General features: G+C 63.5%; 18 protein-coding genes. 6 read left to right on the top strand and 12 right to left on the bottom strand.

Features of this window, described 5'->3' with window-relative positions:
• The first annotated feature begins 37 nt into the window (after positions 1–37).
• Positions 38–1,075 carry a GlxA family transcriptional regulator gene (locus RA19_RS02925; protein WP_039159417.1) on the top strand — a complete coding sequence of 346 codons (1,038 nt, stop codon included), beginning with the start codon at positions 38–40 and terminating at the stop codon, positions 1,073–1,075.
• A 159-nt stretch (positions 1,076–1,234) separates the two neighbouring features.
• Here the strand turns inward: RA19_RS02925 and RA19_RS02920 are convergent, their stop codons facing one another.
• From RA19_RS02920 to RA19_RS02900, 5 genes are read right to left on the bottom strand one after another with little or no spacing between them, the layout of a single operon-like run.
• The gene (locus RA19_RS02920) at positions 1,235–1,648 is read right to left on the bottom strand and encodes a F0F1 ATP synthase subunit epsilon (protein WP_039159416.1); all 414 of its coding nucleotides are present in this window, start codon (positions 1,646–1,648) and stop codon (positions 1,235–1,237) included.
• A 58-nt stretch (positions 1,649–1,706) separates the two neighbouring features.
• Positions 1,707–3,131 carry a F0F1 ATP synthase subunit beta gene (gene atpD / locus RA19_RS02915; protein ID WP_039159414.1) on the bottom strand — a complete coding sequence of 475 codons (1,425 nt, stop codon included), beginning with the start codon at positions 3,129–3,131 and terminating at the stop codon, positions 1,707–1,709.
• A 21-nt stretch (positions 3,132–3,152) separates the two neighbouring features.
• Entirely contained in the window at positions 3,153–4,028 is an 876-nt protein-coding gene (locus RA19_RS02910; RefSeq protein ID WP_039159412.1) for a F0F1 ATP synthase subunit gamma, read from the bottom strand.
• A gap of 14 nt (positions 4,029–4,042) precedes the next feature.
• Positions 4,043–5,581, bottom strand: a complete 1,539-nt coding sequence (atpA, locus tag RA19_RS02905) for a F0F1 ATP synthase subunit alpha (protein ID WP_039159410.1) — start codon at positions 5,579–5,581, stop codon at positions 4,043–4,045.
• Positions 5,582–6,142, bottom strand: a complete 561-nt coding sequence (locus RA19_RS02900; protein ID WP_039159408.1) for a F0F1 ATP synthase subunit delta — start codon at positions 6,140–6,142, stop codon at positions 5,582–5,584.
• A 503-nt stretch (positions 6,143–6,645) separates the two neighbouring features.
• On the opposite strand from RA19_RS02900, the gene RA19_RS02895 reads away from it, so the two are divergent.
• Positions 6,646–7,461, top strand: coding sequence for a hypothetical protein (locus RA19_RS02895; protein WP_039159407.1), 816 nt, complete (start codon positions 6,646–6,648; stop codon positions 7,459–7,461).
• Positions 7,462–7,536: 75 nt separating this feature from the next.
• Here RA19_RS02895 and RA19_RS02890 read toward each other — a convergent pair whose 3' ends face one another.
• Positions 7,537–8,283, bottom strand: coding sequence for an ATP synthase (locus RA19_RS02890; protein ID WP_039159406.1), 747 nt, complete (start codon positions 8,281–8,283; stop codon positions 7,537–7,539).
• 55 nt (positions 8,284–8,338) lie between these two features.
• On the opposite strand from RA19_RS02890, the gene gloB reads away from it, so the two are divergent.
• The 3 genes from gloB to RA19_RS02875 all read left to right on the top strand — a co-directional run bounded on the left by gloB (position 8,339) and on the right by RA19_RS02875 (position 12,605).
• A complete protein-coding gene (gene gloB / locus RA19_RS02885) occupies positions 8,339–9,112 on the top strand; it encodes a hydroxyacylglutathione hydrolase (RefSeq protein ID WP_039159404.1) in 774 nt (257 codons plus the stop codon).
• Positions 9,113–9,291: 179 nt separating this feature from the next.
• Positions 9,292–11,616 carry an ATP-dependent Clp protease ATP-binding subunit ClpA gene (gene clpA / locus RA19_RS02880; protein WP_039159401.1) on the top strand — a complete coding sequence of 775 codons (2,325 nt, stop codon included), beginning with the start codon at positions 9,292–9,294 and terminating at the stop codon, positions 11,614–11,616.
• On the top strand, positions 11,616–12,605 hold the full coding sequence (locus tag RA19_RS02875; RefSeq protein WP_039159399.1) for a M23 family metallopeptidase: 990 nt from the start codon (positions 11,616–11,618) through the stop codon (positions 12,603–12,605). Before clpA ends, RA19_RS02875 begins: the two co-directional genes overlap by 1 nt.
• Before the next feature lie 304 nt (positions 12,606–12,909).
• Here RA19_RS02875 and RA19_RS02870 read toward each other — a convergent pair whose 3' ends face one another.
• The 3 genes from RA19_RS02870 to RA19_RS02860 all read right to left on the bottom strand — a co-directional run bounded on the left by RA19_RS02870 (position 12,910) and on the right by RA19_RS02860 (position 16,574).
• Entirely contained in the window at positions 12,910–14,772 is a 1,863-nt protein-coding gene (locus RA19_RS02870) for a peptidoglycan -binding protein (RefSeq protein ID WP_039159397.1), read from the bottom strand.
• Between the two features lie 3 nt (positions 14,773–14,775).
• Complete coding sequence (locus RA19_RS02865) at positions 14,776–15,966, bottom strand: biopolymer transporter ExbB (protein WP_039159396.1); 1,191 nt, start codon at positions 15,964–15,966, stop codon at positions 14,776–14,778.
• A 77-nt stretch (positions 15,967–16,043) separates the two neighbouring features.
• Entirely contained in the window at positions 16,044–16,574 is a 531-nt protein-coding gene (locus RA19_RS02860) for a gamma-glutamylcyclotransferase (protein WP_039159395.1), read from the bottom strand.
• A gap of 67 nt (positions 16,575–16,641) precedes the next feature.
• Between RA19_RS02860 and RA19_RS02855 the strand changes: the two genes are divergently transcribed.
• On the top strand, positions 16,642–17,640 hold the full coding sequence (locus RA19_RS02855; RefSeq protein WP_039159393.1) for a DUF2125 domain-containing protein: 999 nt from the start codon (positions 16,642–16,644) through the stop codon (positions 17,638–17,640).
• A 306-nt stretch (positions 17,641–17,946) separates the two neighbouring features.
• On the opposite strand, the gene RA19_RS02850 is transcribed toward RA19_RS02855, so the two are convergent.
• The 3 genes from RA19_RS02850 to hisC are packed head-to-tail and all read right to left on the bottom strand — an operon-like array spanning position 17,947 to position 20,665.
• Entirely contained in the window at positions 17,947–18,663 is a 717-nt protein-coding gene (locus tag RA19_RS02850; protein WP_446720261.1) for an extensin-like domain-containing protein, read from the bottom strand.
• Positions 18,663–19,583, bottom strand: coding sequence for a prephenate/arogenate dehydrogenase family protein (locus RA19_RS02845; protein ID WP_039159391.1), 921 nt, complete (start codon positions 19,581–19,583; stop codon positions 18,663–18,665). The genes RA19_RS02850 and RA19_RS02845 overlap by 1 nt, the downstream gene beginning before the upstream one ends.
• Positions 19,580–20,665, bottom strand: coding sequence for a histidinol-phosphate transaminase (gene hisC / locus RA19_RS02840; protein WP_039159389.1), 1,086 nt, complete (start codon positions 20,663–20,665; stop codon positions 19,580–19,582). Before hisC ends, RA19_RS02845 begins: the two co-directional genes overlap by 4 nt.
• Between the last annotated feature and the right edge of the window lie 46 nt (positions 20,666–20,711).

Genomic DNA, 20,711 nt, shown 5'->3' with positions numbered 1-20,711 from the left:
ATTTTGATGTGAACACCCCATCTGTTAGGTTACCGATATGCATCCCCGCAGCTATGTCCCGAAAGGTGCGGCCAGTTTCCGGGTGGATTACGACGGGCCGCCAAAAGACATCTATTTCCTGCTTCTGCCGAAGCTGACCATGCTGGCGTTCAGCGCCGCGGTTGAGCCCTTGCGGATTGCCAACCAGGTCACCGGCAAAGAGCTGTACCGCTGGTTCCTGATCAGCCAAGACGGCGCCCCTGTGCCCTGCTCCAACGGGATCGGCATCAACACCGACATGACCTTGGAGGACCTGCCGCGGGGCAGCTTTGCCTTTGTCTGCTCAGGCATCGAGCCCTCAGACAGCGCCAGCCCCAAGGCCCTGTCCTGGATCCGGCGCCAGAACGCCCATGGCAGCCGCTTCGGCGGCATCTGCACCGGCGCCTTTGCCCTGGCGCAGGCCGGCATTCTGCAGGAGCAGCGCTTTACCCTGCACTGGGAGAACCAGCCGTCCTTCTCGGAGTATTTCCCAGGGCTGGAGCCGACCGCCAACCTTTATGAGATCGACAACGGGCTGATGACCTGCGGCGGCGGCAATGCGGCCACCGACATGATGCTGGAAATGATCGAGACCGATCACGGCAAGGATCTTGCGGTCATTGTGTCGGACATGTGCATTCACTTCCGCTCCAACAACCGCGAAGCGCTGCAAAAGTCGGCCTATTCAGTGGCGCTCAGCAGCCGCAACCAGCATCTGATCAACGCCATGCAGTTCATGCATGAAACCATCGAGGAACCGGTGGAGATCGGTGTGGTCGCGGATCACGCGCAGATCTCGCGGCGCCAGCTGGAACGTCTGTTCCAGCGCTATGTCGGCACATCGCCTGTGCAGTTCTACATTGAGCTGCGGGTGGGCCGGGCCCTGGCGCTCTTGAATGAAACCAACATGACGGTTGCAGAAATCTCGGCCGCCACCGGCTTCAGTAGCGCGACGCAGCTGTCGATCCGCTTCAAGAAGCGCTACGGTCAATCGCCGGCTTCGTTCCGCAAGAGCTGGAGCAGCAAGCCGGACGGCGACGGGACCAGCACGGTCTAGGCCCGCGGCCCGCCCCGCCGGCTCCGGTGTTTACTCAGCCAGGGGCAGCGTCCGTCTGACCGCCGGAGAATGCCGCCCCCTTTACTCCGCTGTCCCCTCCGCAGCAAAAAACCGGCCCCAAATGGAGCCGGTTTCTTTTTCGTCCAATCCGCGCCTGGTTCAGAGGGACATATGGGTGCCCAGGGCTTCCATGTCGGCGAGCAGCTTGGCTGCGTCCTCGACCAGGCCGTGCGGCTGGTCTTCCTCTTTGGCGGTCTTGTACATCTCGCGGGCTTCCTCGATCAGCGCATTCATCTGATCGCGGGTCATTTCAGCCATCGGGATCGCGCGCTCGGCCAGAACCGACAGGCTGTCGCCTGCGATTTCGGCAAAGCCGCCGGTGACCAGATAGTCCGCGTTGCCTTCCGGGCTTTCGACCTTCAGCACGCCGGGGCGCAGGGTGGTGATGGTCGGCGCGTGCTGAGGCATCGCCGTCATGTCACCTTCGGCTCCGGGGATCTGAACCGCACTTGCCTGCAGCGAAGCCAGGCTCCGCTCGGGGCTCACGAGGTCGAATTGCATCGTTTGTGCCATTGGGGCCTCCTTTCAGGGTTCCCCTGCCCCGCCGAACGGCGCAGGGGAAAATCCGTGCTTAGGCGGCTTCCGCAGCCATCTTCTCGGCTTTGGCCAGCACTTCGTCGATGCCGCCAACCATGTAGAAGGCGCCTTCGGGCAGGTGGTCGTATTCGCCGGCCACAACCGCCTTGAACGACGAGATGGTGTCTTCCAGGGAAACCTGGACACCGTCGGAGCCGGTGAAGACCTTCGCAACGTCGAACGGCTGGGACAGGAAACGCTGGATCTTACGCGCACGCGCAACGGTCAGCTTGTCCTCTTCCGACAGTTCGTCCATGCCGAGGATCGCGATGATGTCCTGCAGCGACTTGTAGCGCTGGAGGATCTGCTGAACGTCGGAAGCCACTGCGTAGTGCTCTTCGCCAACGATCTGCGGGTCCATCAGGCGCGAGGAGGAGTCGAGCGGGTCCACAGCGGGGTAGATGCCGAGTTCCGAGATCGCACGGTTAAGAACGGTGGTCGCGTCCAGGTGGGCAAAGGTGGTTGCCGGTGCCGGGTCGGTAAGGTCGTCCGCGGGAACGTAGACGGCCTGGATCGAGGTGATCGAGCCGTTCTTGGTCGAGGTGATGCGTTCCTGCATGGCGCCCATGTCGGTTGCCAGGGTCGGCTGGTAGCCCACCGCCGAAGGAATACGGCCGAGCAGAGCCGACACTTCGGAACCCGCCTGGGTGAAGCGGAAGATGTTGTCCACGAAGAACAGAACGTCGGTGCCGGACTGGTCGCGGAACTGTTCGGCCAGGGTCAGGCCGGTCAGCGCAACACGGGCACGGGCTCCCGGAGGTTCGTTCATCTGACCGTAAACCAGGGCCACCTGGGATTCTTCCAGGTTGTCCGGCTTGATCACGTTGGATTCGATCATTTCCCAGTACAGGTCGTTACCTTCACGGGTCCGTTCGCCAACACCCGCGAACACGGAGTAGCCCGAGTGCACTTTTGCGATGTTGTTGATCAGTTCCATGATGAGAACGGTTTTGCCCACGCCGGCGCCGCCGAACAGGCCGATCTTGCCGCCTTTGGCGTAGGGTGCCAGCAGGTCGATAACCTTGATGCCGGTCACGAGGACTTCGGACTCGGTCGACTGGTCGTTGAATTCCGGTGCCGGCTGGTGGATCGCACGGGTTTCCGCTGCGTTCACCGGGCCCTTTTCGTCAACCGGCTCGCCGACGACGTTCAGGATGCGGCCCAGGGTGGCGTTGCCGACCGGGATCGAGATCGGGGCGCCGGTGTCGGTCACTTCCTGACCGCGGACCAGGCCTTCGGATGCGTCCATAGCGATGGTACGGACGGTGTTTTCGCCGAGGTGCTGTGCCACTTCGAGAACGAGGGTCTTGCCGTCGTTCTCGGTGTGCAGCGCGTTCAGAATTGCGGGCAGGTGGTCGTCAAACTGGACGTCCACAACGGCGCCGATGATCTGAGTCACCTTGCCTTTTGCTTGTGCCATTTGTTGGTCTCCGGTTGTCTCTTAGAGCGCCTCAGCGCCCGAAATGATTTCAATCAGCTCGTTGGTGATCACGGCCTGACGGGAACGGTTGAACTCGATGGTCAGCTTGTCGATCATGTCGCCCGCGTTGCGGGTCGCATTGTCCATCGCGCTCATCCGGGCACCCTGTTCGGATGCGCCGTTTTCCAGCAGGCCAGAGAAGATCTGGGTCGCCACGCCGCGCGGCAGCAGGTCTGCAAGGATCTGCTCTTCGCCGGGCTCGTAGTCGTAGACGGCGCCAGTGCTCTCGCCTTCCGTTGCCTCGAAAGACGCCGGAATGATCTGCTGAGCGGTCGGGATCTGAGTGACGACGTTGACGAACTCCGAGAAGAAGATCGTGGCAACATCAAACTCACCAGCATCGAACCGGGTCAGGATGTCCTTGGCGATGGTCTGCGCATTGGCATAGCCGATGCGCTTCACGTCGCTCAGGTCCACGTGGCCGATGAAGTCATCGCCCAGGTCGCGCTTCAGGGCGTCGCGGCCCTTCTTGCCGACGGTCAGAACTTTGACCGTCTTGCCCGCAGCCTTCAGCTCTTCCGCCTTTTGGCGGGCGAGCTTGGCAATGTTCGAGTTGAAGCCGCCGCAAAGACCGCGTTCGGCGGTCATTACGACAAGCAGCTGGACTTGGTCGCTGCCGGTGCCGCGAAGCAGCTTGGGAGCCGACTCGCTGCCGCCGACCGAGGCCGCCAGCCCCGCCATCACGGCGTTGAACCGCTTGGCATAGGGACGGGAGTCCTCGGCAGCTTCCTGGGCGCGGCGAAGTTTCGCCGCGGCCACCATCTGCATGGCTTTGGTGATCTTGCGGGTCGATTTGACCGACTCGATCCTGTTTTTAAGGTCCTTAAGACTCGGCATCGCCTCGTCCCCCCTTAAGCGAAGCTAGCGGCGAACTCGTCCAGCGCAGCCTTAACTTTGTCTGCCAGCTCGTCTTTCACCTTACGGTCGTTGTTGGTGATGTCGGCCAGCAGGTCGGCGTGCTTGCCGCGCAGGTGGCTGAGCAGGCCAGCTTCGTAACGGCCAACTTCCTTGACGTCGACTTTGTCGAGGTAACCGTTGGTGCCGGCGAAGATGACGCAGACGATTTCGGCGTTGGTCAGCGGCGAGTACTGGGCCTGCTTCATCAGCTCGGTCAGACGGGCGCCACGGGCCAGCAGCTGCTGGGTGGCGGCGTCCAGGTCGGAGCCGAACTGCGCAAAGGCGGCCATTTCGCGGTACTGAGCCAGCGACAGCTTAACCGGGCCTGCAACCGAGGACATCGCCTTGGTCTGGGCCGAGGAGCCAACGCGCGAAACCGACAGACCGGTGTTCACGGCGGGGCGGATGCCCTGGTAGAACAGTTCGGTTTCCAGGAAGATCTGGCCGTCGGTGATCGAGATCACGTTGGTCGGAATAAACGCGGACACGTCGCCGCCCTGGGTTTCGATGATCGGCAGCGCGGTCAGCGAGCCGGCACCGAAGTCTTCGTTCAGCTTGGCCGAACGCTCCAGCAGGCGGGAGTGCAGGTAGAAAACGTCGCCCGGATAGGCTTCACGTCCCGGCGGACGGCGCAGCAGCAGCGACATCTGACGGTAAGCAACCGCCTGCTTGGACAGGTCATCATAGATGATCAGCGCGTGGCGGCCGTTGTCGCGGAAGAATTCCGCCATTGCGGTTGCGGCATAGGGTGCCAGGAACTGCAGCGGTGCCGGGTCGGACGCGGTAGCGGCCACAACGATGGAGTATTCCATCGCGCCGGACTCTTCCAGCTTCTTCACCAGCTGAGCAACGGTGGAGCGCTTCTGGCCAACCGCGACGTAAACGCAGTACAGCTTCTTGCTCTCGTCGTCGCCTGCGGCGTCGTTGTAGGATTTCTGGTTCAGCATCGCGTCCAGAGCAACGGCGGTCTTGCCGGTCTGACGGTCGCCAATGATCAGCTCGCGTTGGCCGCGGCCGATCGGGATCATCGCGTCAACCGACTTGAGGCCGGTTGCCATCGGCTCGTGAACCGATTTACGCGGGATGATGCCCGGCGCCTTCACGTCGGCAACGCCGCGGGTGACGTCTTCGATCGGGCCCTTGCCGTCCAGCGGGTTGCCCAGGCCGTCAACAACGCGGCCCAGCAGGCCGTTGCCAACCGGAACGTCCACGATGGAGTTGGTGCGCTTGACGGTGTCGCCTTCTTTAATGTCGCGGTCGGAGCCGAAGATCACGATACCGACGTTGTCGCTTTCCAGGTTCAGCGCCATGCCCATGATGCCGCCCGGGAATTCGACCATTTCACCGGCCTGAACATTGTCGAGGCCGTAGACGCGGGCAATACCGTCACCGACGGACAGCACGCGGCCGATTTCTGCCACTTCGGCTTCTTGACCAAAATTCTTGATCTGGTCTTTAAGGATCGCAGAAATCTCTGCTGCTTGGATACCCATTTATCCGACCTCTTTCATTGCATTCTGTAGGGAGTTGAGCTTGGAGCGGATCGAGCTGTCGATCATCTTCGAGCCCACTTTAACGACAAGACCGCCGATGATGGAGGCATCGACGGTGGCATTAATGGTGACTTTCTTGCCCACGCGCTCGGCCAGGGTCTTGGCCAGCTTTTCGCTTTGGGTCTTGGTCAGAGCCTTGGCTGAGGTCACTTCGGCGGTGACTTCACCGCGGGCCTCGGCCAGGCGGGCGCGCAGCACGTCAATCAGTGCGGGCACCACAAACAGACGGCGCTTGTCGGCCATCAGAGCCAGGGTATTGCGCAGGACGGGATCCATGCCCATCTTGTCTGCCACTGCGGTGATCGCAGTGCCCTGCTCTTCGCGCGACACCAGCGGCGAGTGGATCAGGTTGTTGAGGTCGTCGCTGTCAGCCAGCGCGGCTGCCAGGTCATTGATGCTGGTTTCAAGGCTGTCGAGCGCCTTGTTTTCTTCCGCGATGTCGAACACCGCCGTGGCATAGCGCGCAGCAATGCCTGCAGAAATCGAAGCTGGTTCGGACACGTCCACCCTTCCGATATGTTTTTGGCCCCGGTTGGCATACCTGGCCACAGGCGGCGTCCGGGGGCGTGAGTCATCCCCCATTGGCAGCGGGGCGTTGAAATCAGCGTGGGTCTAGCAGAGCGGATGCGACCTATCAACTCTCTATAACGGTAACATTGGAAAGCAAGTTTCACATGTTTTCAAAGGCTTGCGTGAAGTGCGGCCCTTTGACCACAGTATATAATTAAAAAAGTGCGGCTGAACTGCAGGATTTGGCGATTCCGGAAAGCGGCATTTGCGCCAAAAAACGTCACATATAGGTGCAAAACCACGGTTTGGCGCGGTGCGGGAGGCTCCAAGGACATTCAGGGAATCGAAATGCGCCCCGCTTTGCCCCGATCCCAAGACGGGCCAGCTGCTCTTTGCGCCGAAACGGCGCTCAATCGGCAAGGATGCTGGACATGGCAGCCGCCACGCGCAATTATCGCGATTAATTCACACGCCATTTCAACCAGAGGTCTTTTATGCTCGCAGCCATTCTGATCGCAACTGCCGGTGTCGCCATTGCGGCAGCCGTTATCGACAGCGATGATGAAGATCAAAGCGCCGAACCCTCAGAGGACGGCAGCACGCCGCCGGTCGAAGAGGACGGTCTGACAGTCGTCACCGAGGATGGCGAACCGGAGCAGATCGACCCTGAAACGCTCGACGAGCTTAACGGTGCCAAAGTATTTGAAGGCACCAGTGAAGATGAGACGGTCTATATCGATACGGACACCATCAGCGAGTTCCGCATCTGGCTTGGCCAGGGTGGTGCGGACACTGTGGTCACGGGGCTTGGCCAGAGCATCGACACCACCGACGACGACACCGGTGATGCCGGGGAAACTGCCGATACCGTTCGGCTGATCTATACGCCCGGGCAGCCGGAGGAAGTCTTTGAACACGGCACCGTGCGCGGCAGCTTTAAAATGGATGAAGAGGACGAGCTGGAACTGGAGTTTCCGGAAGGCACCGGGGGAACCATTCTGCCGGTCTATTATGTGACCTCATATTACCCGGCTGACGCCTGCTGTTCCGGCGGCGAAGACCATGGGCTGGCGCTGATCTATGTTCCGGAGGGCGTCGAATACTCGGAAGAGGATCTGGTGGAAAACTATGAAACCCGCTGGGAGGACCGGGGGATGGTTCCAATCGCAGAACTCAACCTGGGGCAAAACGGCTGGGTAGACTATACGCATGACGGCGGCGAAGCCTATGAGTACGACGATGTCACCAATCCGCCGGTTCTGAGCAGCAATCTGGAATTTGCCTCTCAGATCACAATCAATACGACCTGAGCCGGTACCGCCGGAGCGCAGCCTGGGTCAGCAGCAAGCTGCCCTGCGGTGCGGCGGTGCTAGGCGGTCCGTGTATCAGGCCGGTTCCGGCATCGGGTTCGACAGGCCTTCCAGCACGCGGATGCGGCTGGGGGTCTTGCTGCGGATCATCTGGCCCTTCTGCGGGTAGGTCTGTTTGCTGACCTCGACCATGAACACGCCGCCCGCGATCATCGCAGGCAGCTTGCGGCCCATCTTTTCCAGCATCCCGCCGGATTTCAGCCAGAACCGCTTGTGGCTGGGCAGCCGGTAAAGCGCCGCGGTGTGCTGCTCGATGGCGAACTGGTGGTCGCGCAGCTGGCTTTCCAGCTGGCGCAGCGTATAGGGGCGGCCATAGCCGAACGGCGTGCGGTCCGAACGCGCCCAGAAGCCGGCCCGGTTCGGCACAATGAAAATCGCCCGGCCGCCAGGGCCCAGCCCCCGCCAGCATTCCTCCAGCAGCTTGGTGGGGCGCTCCGATGTCTCAAGCCCGTGCAGAACCACCAGCCGGTCGATACGGCCGGTGTCGATGGGCCAGCTGGTTTCCTCGCACAGCACCGAGACATTCGGCTGCCCGGCAGGCCACTGCATCACCCCCTGCGGGCCGGGCATCAAAGCCATCACCCGGCGCGCCGTGGTCAGGTAAGGGCGCAGCAAGGGCGCGGCAAAGCCGAAACCTGCCACCGTCTGCCCCTCGGCCTCGGGCCACAGCTCCTGCAGGCGGCCGCGGATCGAGGCCTGCGCCGCCCGCCCCAGCGTGCTGCGGTAGTAGAAATTCCTCAGATCCTGAACATCAAGATGCATTGCAGGCGCCCGCTCCTTCGGCCAATCTGAGCGCAGTTTAGCAATGTAAAGGCGAATGGCCATGCCTCTTGAGATCATCACCCTGCCCTGCCTGTCGGATAACTATGCCTTTTTGATCCATAATCCGGCATCGGGCGAGACCGCGCTGGTGGATGCGCCCGAAGCCGGCGCCATCAAGTCTGCGCTGGCAGAGCGCGGCTGGGGACTGGATTGGATCCTGCTGACCCATCACCATTGGGACCATGTGGATGGCGTTGCCGAACTCCGCGATGCCTATGGCGCCAAGGTGATCGGCGCAGCAGCTGATGCCCACAGGCTGCCGGACCTGGATATGGCAGTGGAGGACGGCGGCAGCTTCACGCTGCTGGGCGAAGAGGTGCATGTGACGGATGTGTCCGGCCACACTGTGGGCCATATCGCGTTTCACATGCCAGCCGCGGATGCCGTATTCACCGCCGACAGCCTGATGGCCCTGGGCTGCGGCCGGCTGTTCGAAGGCACCCCGGCCCAGATGTGGGCGAGCCTGTCGCGTCTTGCCGCGCTGCCGCCGCAAACTATGGTTTACTCAGGGCATGAGTACACCCAGTCTAACGCTGCCTTCGCGGTCACCGTGGACCCGGGCAACCCGGCGTTGCAGGCCCGCGTGCGCGATATCGCAAAGGCCCGTGAAAACGGTGTGCCGACTGTGCCCTCTTCCCTGCAGCTGGAGCTGGACACCAATCCGTTCCTGCGCGCTGGTGACACTGCCGTGAGGGCGCACCTGGGACTGGAAGATGCTGAAGACGCAGAGGTTTTTGCCGAAATCCGCAAGCGCAAAGACAATTTCTGAGCAAATCAAGGGGCCCAGGGGCTGGAAAGGAGAAAATATTTGTGACCCCAAAATGCAGAAAAGCCCTTGAAGCCGGCGCGCTATCAACCAAACTCTAACCTTATAAGCACATGGTTGAACTGAGGGGATGGTTAACGCCGCCCCCGTACCGGCCAACCCAAGATCAGAGGAGCACGCCCGTGCCTTCATTCTCGAGCACCCTGGAACAGGCCATTCACGCAGCGCTGGCGCTGGCGAATGAACGCCGTCATGAATTCGCAACCCTGGAACATCTGCTTCTGGCCCTGATCGACGAGCCCGACGCGGCCCGCGTGATGCGCGCCTGCAGCGTCGACCTGTCCGAACTGCGATCATCCCTGGTGGAATTCGTGGATGAGGATCTGGCCAATCTGGTGACCGATATTGACGGCTCGGAGGCAGTGCCGACCGCCGCCTTCCAGCGGGTGATCCAGCGCGCCGCCATCCATGTGCAAAGCTCCGGCCGCACCGAGGTCACCGGCGCCAATGTGCTGGTCGCCATCTTCGCCGAACGCGAAAGCGATGCCGCCTACTTCCTGCAGGACCAGGAGATGACCCGCTATGATGCGGTGAACTTCATTGCTCACGGTGTTGCCAAAGATCCCGCATTTGGCGAGTCCCGCCCGGTGACCGGCGCCACCGAGCAGGAAGAGGACAGCATCACTGCCGCCCCCGAAGGCGAAAAGAAGGAATCGGCGCTGGCGAAATACTGTGTCGACCTGAACGCGAAATCCCGCGACGGCGATATCGACCCGCTGATCGGCCGCGACCACGAGGTGGAGCGCTGCATCCAGGTGCTGTGCCGCCGCCGCAAGAACAACCCGCTGCTGGTCGGCGACCCCGGTGTTGGCAAGACGGCCATCGCCGAGGGCTTGGCGCGCCGCATCGTCTCGGGCGAAACCCCGGAGATCCTGTCGGAAACCACCATCTACTCGCTCGACATGGGCGCACTGCTGGCCGGCACCCGCTACCGCGGCGATTTCGAGGAACGGCTGAAGGCCGTGGTCTCCGAGCTGGAAGATCACCCGGACGCGGTGCTGTTCATCGACGAGATCCACACCGTGATCGGTGCCGGCGCCACCTCTGGCGGCGCCATGGATGCCTCCAACCTGCTGAAACCTGCGCTGCAGGGCGGCAAGCTGCGCACCATGGGTTCCACCACCTACAAGGAGTTCCGCCAGCATTTCGAAAAAGACCGCGCGCTGTCCCGCCGGTTCCAGAAGATCGACGTGAACGAGCCGTCGGTAGAAGACTCCATCGAGATCCTGAAGGGGCTGAAGCCCTATTTCGAGGAGCATCACGGCATCAAGTTCACCGGTGATGCGATCAAGACCGCAGTGGAACTTTCGGCACGCTACATCAATGACCGCAAGCTGCCGGACAAGGCCATCGACGTGATCGACGAGGCCGGCGCCGCGCAGCATCTGATCATCGAAAGCAAGCGCCGCAAGACCATCGGCGTCAAGGAGATCGAGGCTGTGGTGGCCAAGATCGCCCGTATCCCGCCCAAAAACGTCTCCAAGGATGACGCCGAAGTGCTGAAGGACCTGGAGAAGTCGCTGAAGCGCGTGGTGTTCGGCCAGGACGATGCGATCACCGCCCTGTCCAGCGCCATCAAGCTGGCCCGTGCGGGCTTGCGCGAACCGGAAAAACCGATCGGCAACTACCTGTTTGCAGGCCCCACCGGCGTCGGCAAGACCGAGGTCGCCAAACAGCTGGCAGACCAGCTGGGTGTGGAGCTGCTGCGCTTTGACATGTCGGAATACATGGAGAAACACGCGGTCTCCCGCCTGATCGGCGCGCCTCCTGGCTATGTCGGCTTTGATCAGGGCGGCCTGCTGACCGACGGCGTCGACCAGCATCCGCACTGCGTGCTGCTGCTGGATGAGATCGAGAAGGCGCATCCGGATGTCTACAACATCCTGTTGCAGGTGATGGACAACGGCCAGCTGACCGACCACAACGGCCGCACGGTGAATTTCCGCAACGTGATCCTGATCATGACCTCCAACGCCGGTGCGTCTGAGCAGGCAAAGGCCGCCATCGGCTTTGGCCGCGACCGCCGCGAGGGCGAAGACACCGCCGCCATCGAGCGCACCTTCACGCCGGAATTCCGCAACCGCCTGGATGCGGTGATCTCTTTCGCGCCGCTGGGCAAAGAGGTTATCCTGCAGGTGGTCGAGAAATTCGTGCTGCAGCTGGAAGCGCAGCTGATGGACCGCAACGTCTCGATCGAACTGACCCGCAAGGCAGCCGAATGGCTGGCCGACAAGGGCTACGACGACCGCATGGGTGCCCGCCCCTTGGGCCGGGTCATCCAGGAGCACATCAAGAAGCCGCTGGCAGAGGAGCTGTTGTTCGGCAAGCTCACCAAGGGCGGCGTGGTTCAGGTCGGCATCAAGGACGGCAAGCTGGACCTGCGCCTCGAAGGCCCCAGCAAGCCGCGGATCTCTGGCAACAAGCCTCCGTTGCTGACCGCAGACTGATGCGCCTTGCAGCACTGATCACAGCAACATCGCTCGCCGCGCCCTGCGCGGCGGGCGATTTTCTTTTGCAGTTCCCGCTGGATTGCACCCTCGGTGAGGATTGCCATATCCAGCAGTTCGTCGACCACGACCCAGGCCCAGAGGCCACCGATTTCACCTGTGGAACCCTCAGCTATGATGGCCACAAGGGAACCGACTTTGCCCTGCCCTATCTTTCGGACATGCGTGCGGGCGTGACCGTGCATGCAGCCGCGGATGGCATGGTGCTGGGCACCCGCAACAGCATGGCCGACCGTTACGCCACGAATGAAAACGCAGCTGAGATTGACGGCAAGGAATGCGGCAACGGTGTAGTGTTGCGCCATGGGAACGGGTGGGAAACACAGTACTGCCATTTGAAGCGCGGTTCGGTCCGGGTGCAAAGCGGCATGAAGGTCAAAGCAGGAGAAGTCCTGGGCGAGGTCGGCCTGTCCGGCAAGACTCAGTTCCCGCATCTGCACCTCTCGGTGCGCAAGGACGGCGCAGTGGTGGATCCATTTGCACCAGACCGCTCAGGCAGCTGCGGTGCAGCGCCGGAACAGACGCTCTGGGCCGATCTGCCTCCCTATCAAGCGGGCGGAGTGCTGGGCGCGGGGTTCGGAACTGCTATTCCTGACTATCAGGCTGTCAAAGCAGGCGCCGCGGATGAAGCCCCGCTGGCACCGGATGATCCGGCTTTTGTGTTCTGGGCTTATGCCTTTGGCGGCATGGCGGGGGATATTCTCGAACTGACGGTAGACGGCCCCGGCGGCGAGCTCGTCTCCAGCAGCGAAGCGTTGAATAAGAACCAGGCCCAGTTCTTCCGCGCCGCAGGGCGCCGCCTGCGCGGCGGCGCTTGGCCCGCCGGAAGCTACACCGGGCTTGCCCGGCTGCTGCGGGATGGCAAGGAAGTAGACCGGTTCAGCCGCAGCATGGTGATCCCGCCCGCCACGAATGCAGCCTCGCAATGATCCGGACCCGCAGCCGCCGGGGCGCAAGCCCGGGCGGCTGCCCGGCCCAACGGGCGCGGTTGCCCCTTGGGGCTGACCGGCGCCGGGCGGGAGCGCTGCCGCTGCAGATTGCGCCGCGGCCGCGGCTGTAGCACAGCGGATTTGATAACGCCCGAATTCGCAATAGTTTTAAAGGGGCCCTACTGCCCGGTGGGGCAGCAACCCGTGTGTAACTAGTAAGCTTGTCTCCATTAGTGAAGCGGGTTGCACCCGCCGCCGCCCGACAAGAGCCGGCAGGCTGGTCAGGACCGCCCGGAGCGGCTGCTTACTTCTCAGTGAATTTCAGCTCGATCCGCCGGTTCTGGGCCCGGGCTTCCGGCGTGTCGGCCAGGTTCACCGGCTGGAATTCACCAAAACCGTTGGCCGCCAGCCGCGATGGCGGAACACCCAGAGCCGCCACCATGTAACGCACCACCGACAGCGCCCGACCCTGACTGAGCTCCCAGTTGTCGGCAAACTTCGGATGCGCCCCAAGCGGTGTGTCATCTGTATGGCCGTCCACCCGGATCACCCAGTTGATCTCCGGCGGAATTGCCGCCACCACGCTCTGCAGGATCGAGACCACCTTGGCGATTTCCACCTCCCCTTCCGGCGACAGGGTTGCGCTGCCTGGATCGAACAGCACCTCGGAGGCAAATACAAAGCGGTCGCCCTGGATCTTTACGCCTTCCTGGGTGCCCAGGAGATCGCGCAGGCGGCCGAAGAACTCCGAGCGGTAACGCGCCAGATCCTGCGCTTCATCCGCCAGCCGGCCAGCTTCGGCTTCCAGCCGCGCGGCTTCCGCCTCCAGCCGTTTACGCTCCTCTTCTTCCAGCAGGCGGCGCTTGCGTTCCTCTGAGGCCGCGCGGGCCAGCGCGGCGTTCAGGTCTTGGCCAAGGTTCTGCAGCTGCACCTGCTGCGCTGCGTCGCGGGCCTGGTAGTCGTCCAGGATCGCCTGCAACCCGCCCAGCTGCTCCCGCAAAGCCGCAACTTGCTGATTGAGCAGCGCGGTTTCCCGGCGGGCCTCCTCGGAGACCGCCTGTTCTTCGGACAATGCCGAGCGGGCCTGGGCCAGCAGCACCGCACGCTCTTCGGCAAGGGTCAGCCGCTCCGATGCGGAGGCTTCTGCCGTTTCCAGATCCGACACAGCGGCCAGCAAACGCTGGCGCAGCACTTCCGCATCTGCGGCCTGGGTTTCCGCTGCGGCCAGCGCCGCCTTGGCCTGCGCAAGCTCAGCCGTGAGCTGCCCGGCTTCGGCATCCGCCCCGGCGCGGGCCGCTTCCAGCTCGCTCAGCTGCGCATCCAGCTGCTTCTTCGCCGCTTCCGCTGCGGCCAGCAGGGTCAGCGTATCCTCGGCCTCCTGCCGCTGTGCCTCAAGCGCCAGGGTCATGGCGGTGAGCTCGGCATCGGCATTCTGCAGCCGCTCGCGCAGGGCTTCGGCCGCCGCAGCCTCCAGCAACCGGGCCGCTTCCTCGGCGCCGAGCTGCTCCTGCAATTCAGAAATCTGTCCAGCCTGTGCCGTCCCCTCGGCCTCCAAGCTGGCAATCAGCACTTCCATCGCTTCGCGCTCGGCGGCAGCCAGCCGGGCTGCTTCAGCCTGGGCGTCGATCTCGCCGCGGGCCTGGGCCAAGGCCAGGTTCAAGGCCTCTTGCTCGCTCAGCAGCGCACTGCGGGCCGCCTCCAGGCTTTCACGCTCGGCGCTCAGGTCTGCGATTTGTGCCTGGGCGGCATCGCGGCTGGCGATCAGCGCGGCCACCTGCGCTTCAAAACTGGTGATGCGGCTGGCGGCCTCTGCCAGTTCGTCTGCCTGCCGGTCGCGCTCGGCGGTCAATGAGGTGATCAGGCTGCGCGCCTGTTCCAGATCCTGTTCCGCCGTGTTCAGCGTCGAGGTCAGCGCCCCCAGCCGCGCGTTCAGGCGGCTGTTCTCGCGTTCTTCCAGTCCCAGGGCGGATGCCAGCGCGCTGACTTCGGCCGACAGCTCATCCAGCTGGCTTTCCTGACCTGTGATGGTTTCGCGCAATACGAACTGCACCACCATGAAAATGGTCAGCACAAACATCAGCACCAGAAGGAGGCCGGTCATCGCATCGACAAACCCGGGCCAGATCGAGGCCTGGAACCGCTGTCCTGTGCGCCGGGAGAGGGCCATGGCTTACTCTCCCGCGTCCCGGCCCGGCACGCCGCCGCGGGACAAGCCGCGCGGGCGGGCAAAGGCCTTGACCAGAAGGTCGATGTCTTTGCGCAGCTCAGTGAGGCTCTCCTGGCGGCCGGCCGAAATTTCCTCGAGGATGCGCAGCATCTGCACGTCGATCGAGCGCAGCCGCATCCGGCTTTCGGCGTCGATGCCGCCGTGTTCGCCTTGCGCGCGCAGGATCTCGGTCAGCGCCTCCTGACCCACCGCCACGCGGTCGAGTGCCGCAGTTATGGTGCCGGTGTGCTCCTGGCGGCGGTTCATCTCCTGGATGGTTTCCACAAGCGCGCCCAGTTTCTCGTCCACCGCTGCACGGCCCGCCGAGGTTTCGGCAAACATCATCTGCAGCGCGTCCATCTGCTCGGCCATATTGTCGAGCACTTGAGAGACCACGCCACTGTCGCTGGCGCCGTCTTCGCCCGAGGAAAAGCTGACTCGGGTGATGGAGGACAGCCATTCCTCCAGCTCGCGGTAGAACCGGTTCTGACCGTGGCCGGCAAACAGCTCCAACAGGCCCACGATCAGCGAGCCGGCCAGGCCCAGGAGCGACGAAGCAAAGGCCACGCCCATGCCGCCCAGCTGCGCCTCTAGCCCCGTCATCAGACGGTTAAAGACCGAGAGCCCCTCTTCCCCCTCCTGCGGCGCCAGGCTGCGGATGGTGTCGACCACTGCCGGAACGGTGGTGGCCAGGCCATAAAACGTGCCCAGAAGTCCAAGGAAAATCAGCAGGTTGACGATATACCGAGTGATCTCGCGGTCTTCGTCGACGCGATTGGCAACCGAGTCCAGGATCGAGCGGGTTGAGGCTGAACCAAGCTGCATCCGAGCAGAACGCGAGCCAAGAAGCGAGGCCAGCGGCGCCAGCATCGACGGCGGGCGGCGGTGCTCCTGGTTGTCACCGGCGGCAAAGCGTTCGATCCACCGCACCGAACCGATCAGCTGCACCACTTGCCAGAAGCAGGCCAAGACGCCGATGACGAAAACCAGCACGATAAAGCCGTTGAGCCAGGGGTTCGCCTCGAACACCGGCAGCACCCGCGGCAGCGCCACAAAGGCGCCAAAGCCGGAAAGCCCCAGGGCGATCAGCATCATGATGATCTGCCGCACCGGCTGGGAGAACTGCGGCCGGGTCTTGCGGTCTGGCTGCGCCATCTTGTCGGGCTCCTGACACTTTTGCTGCTCGTATTGCGATTGCAGCCTATAAGCAAAGTGTCAAAAGCGCCAAGGCTTTATGCGGTGATTTCCCGAACCCGCCCTGTCAGCCAATCGAGGTCGCGGTCCGCCAGGCCGATCTCGGACAGATGCTCGGCGGTGTTGTAGAGATACTCGGTGTTGGGCCCGCGCCCGCCAACCGCATGGGCGATCATCTGCGCCTGCTCCTCCAGGCTGAGACCGCCGCAATACTGCACGTGGTGCGGGTCTATCACATAGGTCACGGCGGTGACGACCGAGCCATCCGCCAGCTCCACCTCCAGATCGCGTTCCAGATAGGCGGAGGAGATCAGCTCGCGCTCGCGCAGCTCGGCCAGGGTCTGTTCTTCGTGGCCGGCCTCAACCGACAGGGCCAGCCCTTTGCAATGGGCGCCTTCGGTTTCGTCCAGAGCCAGCACCAGGCCGGGGTGATCCTCGGTGCCGCGGTGGTGGATCGACGTCATGCAGAAGGAGCGCGCATAGCCGTGCAGCACCGCCACTTCGCGCCGCGCCACCGGGAAGCCGGGGTTCCAAAGAAGCGATCCGTATCCGAATACCCACATGGTCATGTTGTCTGGCCCTTTCTGCTCTCCCCCTATAAACAGCAATCCTGCTGCGGACAAAAGAGGCTATCCGATGCGCCTGGCAAAACTGCTGATCGCCGCTCTGCTGCTGTGGAGCCTCTATTGGACTGCCGCTGCCTGGGGGCTGAAGACCGGCATAACCGCCTGGTTTGCTGAGCAGGAGCGGCAGGGCTGGCAAGCAGAATATGCCGGGATAGAAACCAGCGGTTATCCCTCACAACATGCGACGCGGATCACCCGCCCGACGCTGGCAGATCCCGGCACCGGCACCGCCTGGCGGGCGGATTGGCTGGAGCTGGAGAACCCGGCACTTTGGCCGGGGCATCTGACTTTGCGGTTTCCGGAGACGGCGCAGCGGCTCTCGTATTTCGACCAGACTGCTGTGATCACGGCCCAAGGATTGCAGGCCAGCCTGCAGCTGGCGCCGGGTGCCGCGCTGGAGCTGGAGGAAATGGGGCTGTTTTCCGCCCCGTGGCAGATTGCCCGCGGCGGCGAAACCGTGCTGAGCGGCAGCGCGCTGGATCTGCGCATGGTGCAGACGGAGACGCCCGAACGCTACCGCATCAGCGGCGAAGCCAGAGCGTTTACTCCGCGGGCTGCCTGGCGGCGGCTGCTTGCCGCCAGTTCCGATCTGCCGGAGGCGTTTGATGCGCTGACGGTGAAGATGACGGTGGATTTCGACGCGGCCTGGGACCGCGCGGCACTGGAGCAGCAACGGCCGCAACCGCGCCGGATCAACCTGAAACTGGCCGAGGCCCGCTGGGGGGATCTGCGGCTCAAGGCCGCTGGAGACCTGACAGTGGACGAGAGCGGCCGGCCAGAGGGGGAGATCGCGCTGCAGGCGGAGAACTGGCGCGGTCTGGTGCTGATGGCTGAGCGCAGCGGCGTGCTGCCGCCCTCCTTGCGGAGCTCGGTGGAACGGGTGCTAAGCCTTCTGGCCGGAGCCGGCGGCAACCCACGCAACCTCGATATCGCCTTGGGGTTCTCGGGCGGCTATGTGACCCTTGGGCCCCTGCCCTTGGGCCCGGCGCCGCGGCTGATCATCCGCTGACCCCTGCAGCACGCGGCCTGTCAAGGGCCGCGCAGCGGCGGCGCAACGCGCCGTTCACCCTTTACAGGCAAACTTCAGCATACTTGGCAAGGCGCTTCAGGGCAGGTTTGCCCCTGAAGCGCTTCTCAGCAGACCCTCGCGCGCGCAGCGCGCCCGGCCCAAGGCTGTAATGGGCCCGCAGGGCACTTTCAGGCGCGGGAGACCGCCGGGCCGGTTTTTCTAGAACGTTGGGGCCAGGAGCAGCCGTTCGGATGCGAGGCTCTGCCTCGCGCTCCAGGATATTTTGGGCAAGAGGAAGAAGGAGGACTAGCGGCAATAGGCGCCGCCGCGATGGCGGGCGATGTCCAGATGGAAGTGATCGCGGTGGTAGCGGTCGGCTTCAGGCCCAAGCACGGTGCCGAAGGGACCGCAAGCAGCTTTCCAGATTTTCTTCAGCTTGCGCCGGGTCTTGCGCTGCTTCCAGCCGTCCAGCACCGTGATGGTCTCGCCGCTCTCCAGCGTGAAGCCGGAGATGTCGATGGCCTTGCCCCGGCCGTGCTCGGAAATCCTGGCTCCGGGACGGTTGTTGCGGGTGCGGCAGGCGTAATGGGCGGCGACGCGCAGGGACACCACCTTGTTGCGGCGGCCAAAGGCAGTTTCAACCTCGCGGCCGATCCATTTCTTCAGGGCTTTGGCGGTACCGCAGGTCATCAGCGCCGACTGGCTGAGCCGCACGCCTGAGATCTCGCGCACCCGCACCGCATCGCTGGCACCGCAGCCCGGCAGAGTGCCGGCGATGTCGCCTGCTTCCACGCCTTTGATATCAATATCACCGCAAACTGCGCCTTTGCGGCGTTTGCGGCTGCCGAACAGGACCTTGGTTTCCCGGGTTTGCACACCAGGTATCTGCGGCAGCTCCGGAAGGGTTGCAACCGACGGTGCCAGAGCTGCAAAAACCACCGGTTCTGCGGCCTGCTGCCCCGGGTTTTCGGCCGCAACAGCACCGGCGCATGTGATTGCCAGCAGCAACAGGCTTGCACGGATCACTTCTGCGGCCCCCGGCCAAAGTCGGGCGCGGCCGTGTCCTGGCCCGCCTCGATAATGCCGCGGCGGATGGCGCGGGTGCGGGTGAAATAATCGTGCAAATGCTCGCCGTCGCCGGTGCGGATCGCCCGCTGCAGCGCAAAGAGCTCCTCGGTGAAGCGGCCCAGGATTTCCAGCGTGGCATCCTTGTTGGTCAGGAATACGTCGCGCCACATGGTCGGGTCCGAGGCGGCAATCCGGGTGAAGTCGCGGAAACCGGCAGCAGAGTATTTGATCACCTCGCTGTCGGTCACCCGGCGCAGGTCATCCGCGACGCCGACCATGGTATAGGCGATCAGGTGCGGCGTGTGCGAGGTGACGGCCAGAACCAAGTCATGGTGGTCAGCGTCCATCACATCAACATTGGCGCCCATGCCTTCCCACAGCTTGCGCAGCTGTTCCACTGCCTGCGGGTCGGTGCCCTCGACCGGCACCAGAAGCGACCAGCGGTTGTCGAACAGCTCGGCAAAGCCGGATTCGGGGCCGGAATGCTCGGTGCCTGCCAGCGGGTGGGCGGGCACGAAATGCACGCCTTCGGGGATATGCGGCTGAACCGCATCGATCACATGGCGTTTCACCGAGCCCACATCTGAAACCGTGGCGCCGGGCTTCAATACGGGCGCAATGTCTTCCATCACCGGGCCCATGGCACCGACAGGTACACACAGCACCACCAGATCGGCGCCCCGCGCCGCTTCCTGCGCGCTGTCGCAGACACGGTCGCACAACCCGATCTTGCGGGCGGTCTCGCGGGTTTCTTCGCTGCGGGCAAAGCCGGTGACTTCACCGGCGAGGCCTGCGCGCTTGATCGCCCAGAACATCGAGGACGCGATCAGGCCCAGCCCGATCAGCGCCACGCGCCCGTACACTTGATTGCTCATGCCCGGCCCTCTTTGAACGCCTTCACCCCTTCCGCTACCCGGCGGCAGGAAGCTTCGTCACCAATGGTGATGCGCAGCGCCGTGGGGAGATTGTAGCCCGCCACCCGGCGCACGATCAGCCCCTGCGACTGCAGGTAGCTGTCGCAGGCTTCGGCCTCAGCCTGGCTGCTGAAGCGCGCGAGGATGAAATTGGTGCTGGAAACATCAGACGGCACGCCAAGCTCAGCCAGGGCTCCCGCCAGCCAGGCACGCCATTTGGCGTTTTCGGCGCGGCACTGGTCCACGTAATCCACATCGCGCACCGAGGCCTCCGCCCCGGCCAGCGCAGTGCTGGAGACGTTGAACGGCCCGCGCACCCGGTTCAGCACATTGATGATTTCCTTGGGGCCGTAGCCCCAGCCGATGCGCGCACCGCCCAGCCCGTAGATCTTGGAGAAGGTGCGGGTCATGAAGACGTTGCTGCGTGCAGCAATCACCGCGGCGCCGGCGTCAAAGCCTTCGACATATTCCGCATAGGCGCCGTCCAGAACCAGCAGCGCGCCTTCGGGCAGGCCGTCGGCCAGACGCGCCACCTCAGCCTCGCTGATCATGGTACCGGTGGGGTTGTTGGGGTTGGCGATGAAAACCAGTTTGGTCTTGTCGGTGCAGCCTGCCAGCAGCGCGTCCACGTCCGTTACACGCTCGCGTTCCTTGACCTCAACCGGAGTCGCTCCGGCCGCCAGCGCGCTGATGCGGTACATGGCAAAGCCGTGTTCGGTGTAAAGCACCTCATCCCCCGGGCCGGCATAGGCCTGGCACAGGAAAGCGATGATCTCGTCGCTGCCCGCGCCGCAGATGATCTGCTCCGGCTCCAGCCCGTGAACCTCGCCGATCGCCTGCCGCAGCGCCGCGTGGTCCGAACCGGGATAGCGGTGCATATTGGCCGCCGCCTCCTGCATCGCCTGGATGGCGCGCGGGCTGGGGCCAAGGGGGTTCTCGTTCGAGGAGAGCTTCACAACATTGCTCACCCCTTTCACATGGGCAGCCCCGCCCTGGTACAGAGCGATGTCCATGATACCGGGCTGCGGTGTGAGTTGGGTCATAATTACGGGCTCCTTAATTCCAGCCCGTCATAGCGGCCCAAACGCC

It is taken from the genome of Leisingera sp. ANG-M1 (assembly GCF_000813745.1).
GTDB lineage: Bacteria > Pseudomonadota > Alphaproteobacteria > Rhodobacterales > Rhodobacteraceae > Leisingera.
This window is presented reverse-complemented; position numbering and strand designations above follow the sequence as displayed.

Excerpts from the sequence above, each read along its gene's own strand:
- RA19_RS02925 (WP_039159417.1), top strand. The coding sequence starts at position 38 with ATGCATCCCCGCAGCTATGTCCCGAAAGGTGCGGCCAGTTTCCGGGTG.
- RA19_RS02920 (WP_039159416.1), bottom strand. The coding sequence starts at position 1,648 with ATGGCACAAACGATGCAATTCGACCTCGTGAGCCCCGAGCGGAGCCTG.
- atpD (WP_039159414.1), bottom strand. The coding sequence starts at position 3,131 with ATGGCACAAGCAAAAGGCAAGGTGACTCAGATCATCGGCGCCGTTGTG.
- RA19_RS02910 (WP_039159412.1), bottom strand. The coding sequence starts at position 4,028 with ATGCCGAGTCTTAAGGACCTTAAAAACAGGATCGAGTCGGTCAAATCG.
- atpA (WP_039159410.1), bottom strand. The coding sequence starts at position 5,581 with ATGGGTATCCAAGCAGCAGAGATTTCTGCGATCCTTAAAGACCAGATC.
- RA19_RS02895 (WP_039159407.1), top strand. The coding sequence starts at position 6,646 with ATGCTCGCAGCCATTCTGATCGCAACTGCCGGTGTCGCCATTGCGGCA.
- RA19_RS02890 (WP_039159406.1), bottom strand. The coding sequence starts at position 8,283 with ATGCATCTTGATGTTCAGGATCTGAGGAATTTCTACTACCGCAGCACG.
- gloB (WP_039159404.1), top strand. The coding sequence starts at position 8,339 with ATGGCCATGCCTCTTGAGATCATCACCCTGCCCTGCCTGTCGGATAAC.
- RA19_RS02875 (WP_039159399.1), top strand. The coding sequence starts at position 11,616 with ATGCGCCTTGCAGCACTGATCACAGCAACATCGCTCGCCGCGCCCTGC.
- RA19_RS02870 (WP_039159397.1), bottom strand. The coding sequence starts at position 14,772 with ATGGCCCTCTCCCGGCGCACAGGACAGCGGTTCCAGGCCTCGATCTGG.
- RA19_RS02865 (WP_039159396.1), bottom strand. The coding sequence starts at position 15,966 with ATGGCGCAGCCAGACCGCAAGACCCGGCCGCAGTTCTCCCAGCCGGTG.
- RA19_RS02860 (WP_039159395.1), bottom strand. The coding sequence starts at position 16,574 with ATGACCATGTGGGTATTCGGATACGGATCGCTTCTTTGGAACCCCGGC.
- RA19_RS02855 (WP_039159393.1), top strand. The coding sequence starts at position 16,642 with ATGCGCCTGGCAAAACTGCTGATCGCCGCTCTGCTGCTGTGGAGCCTC.
- RA19_RS02845 (WP_039159391.1), bottom strand. The coding sequence starts at position 19,583 with ATGAGCAATCAAGTGTACGGGCGCGTGGCGCTGATCGGGCTGGGCCTG.
- hisC (WP_039159389.1), bottom strand. The coding sequence starts at position 20,665 with ATGACCCAACTCACACCGCAGCCCGGTATCATGGACATCGCTCTGTAC.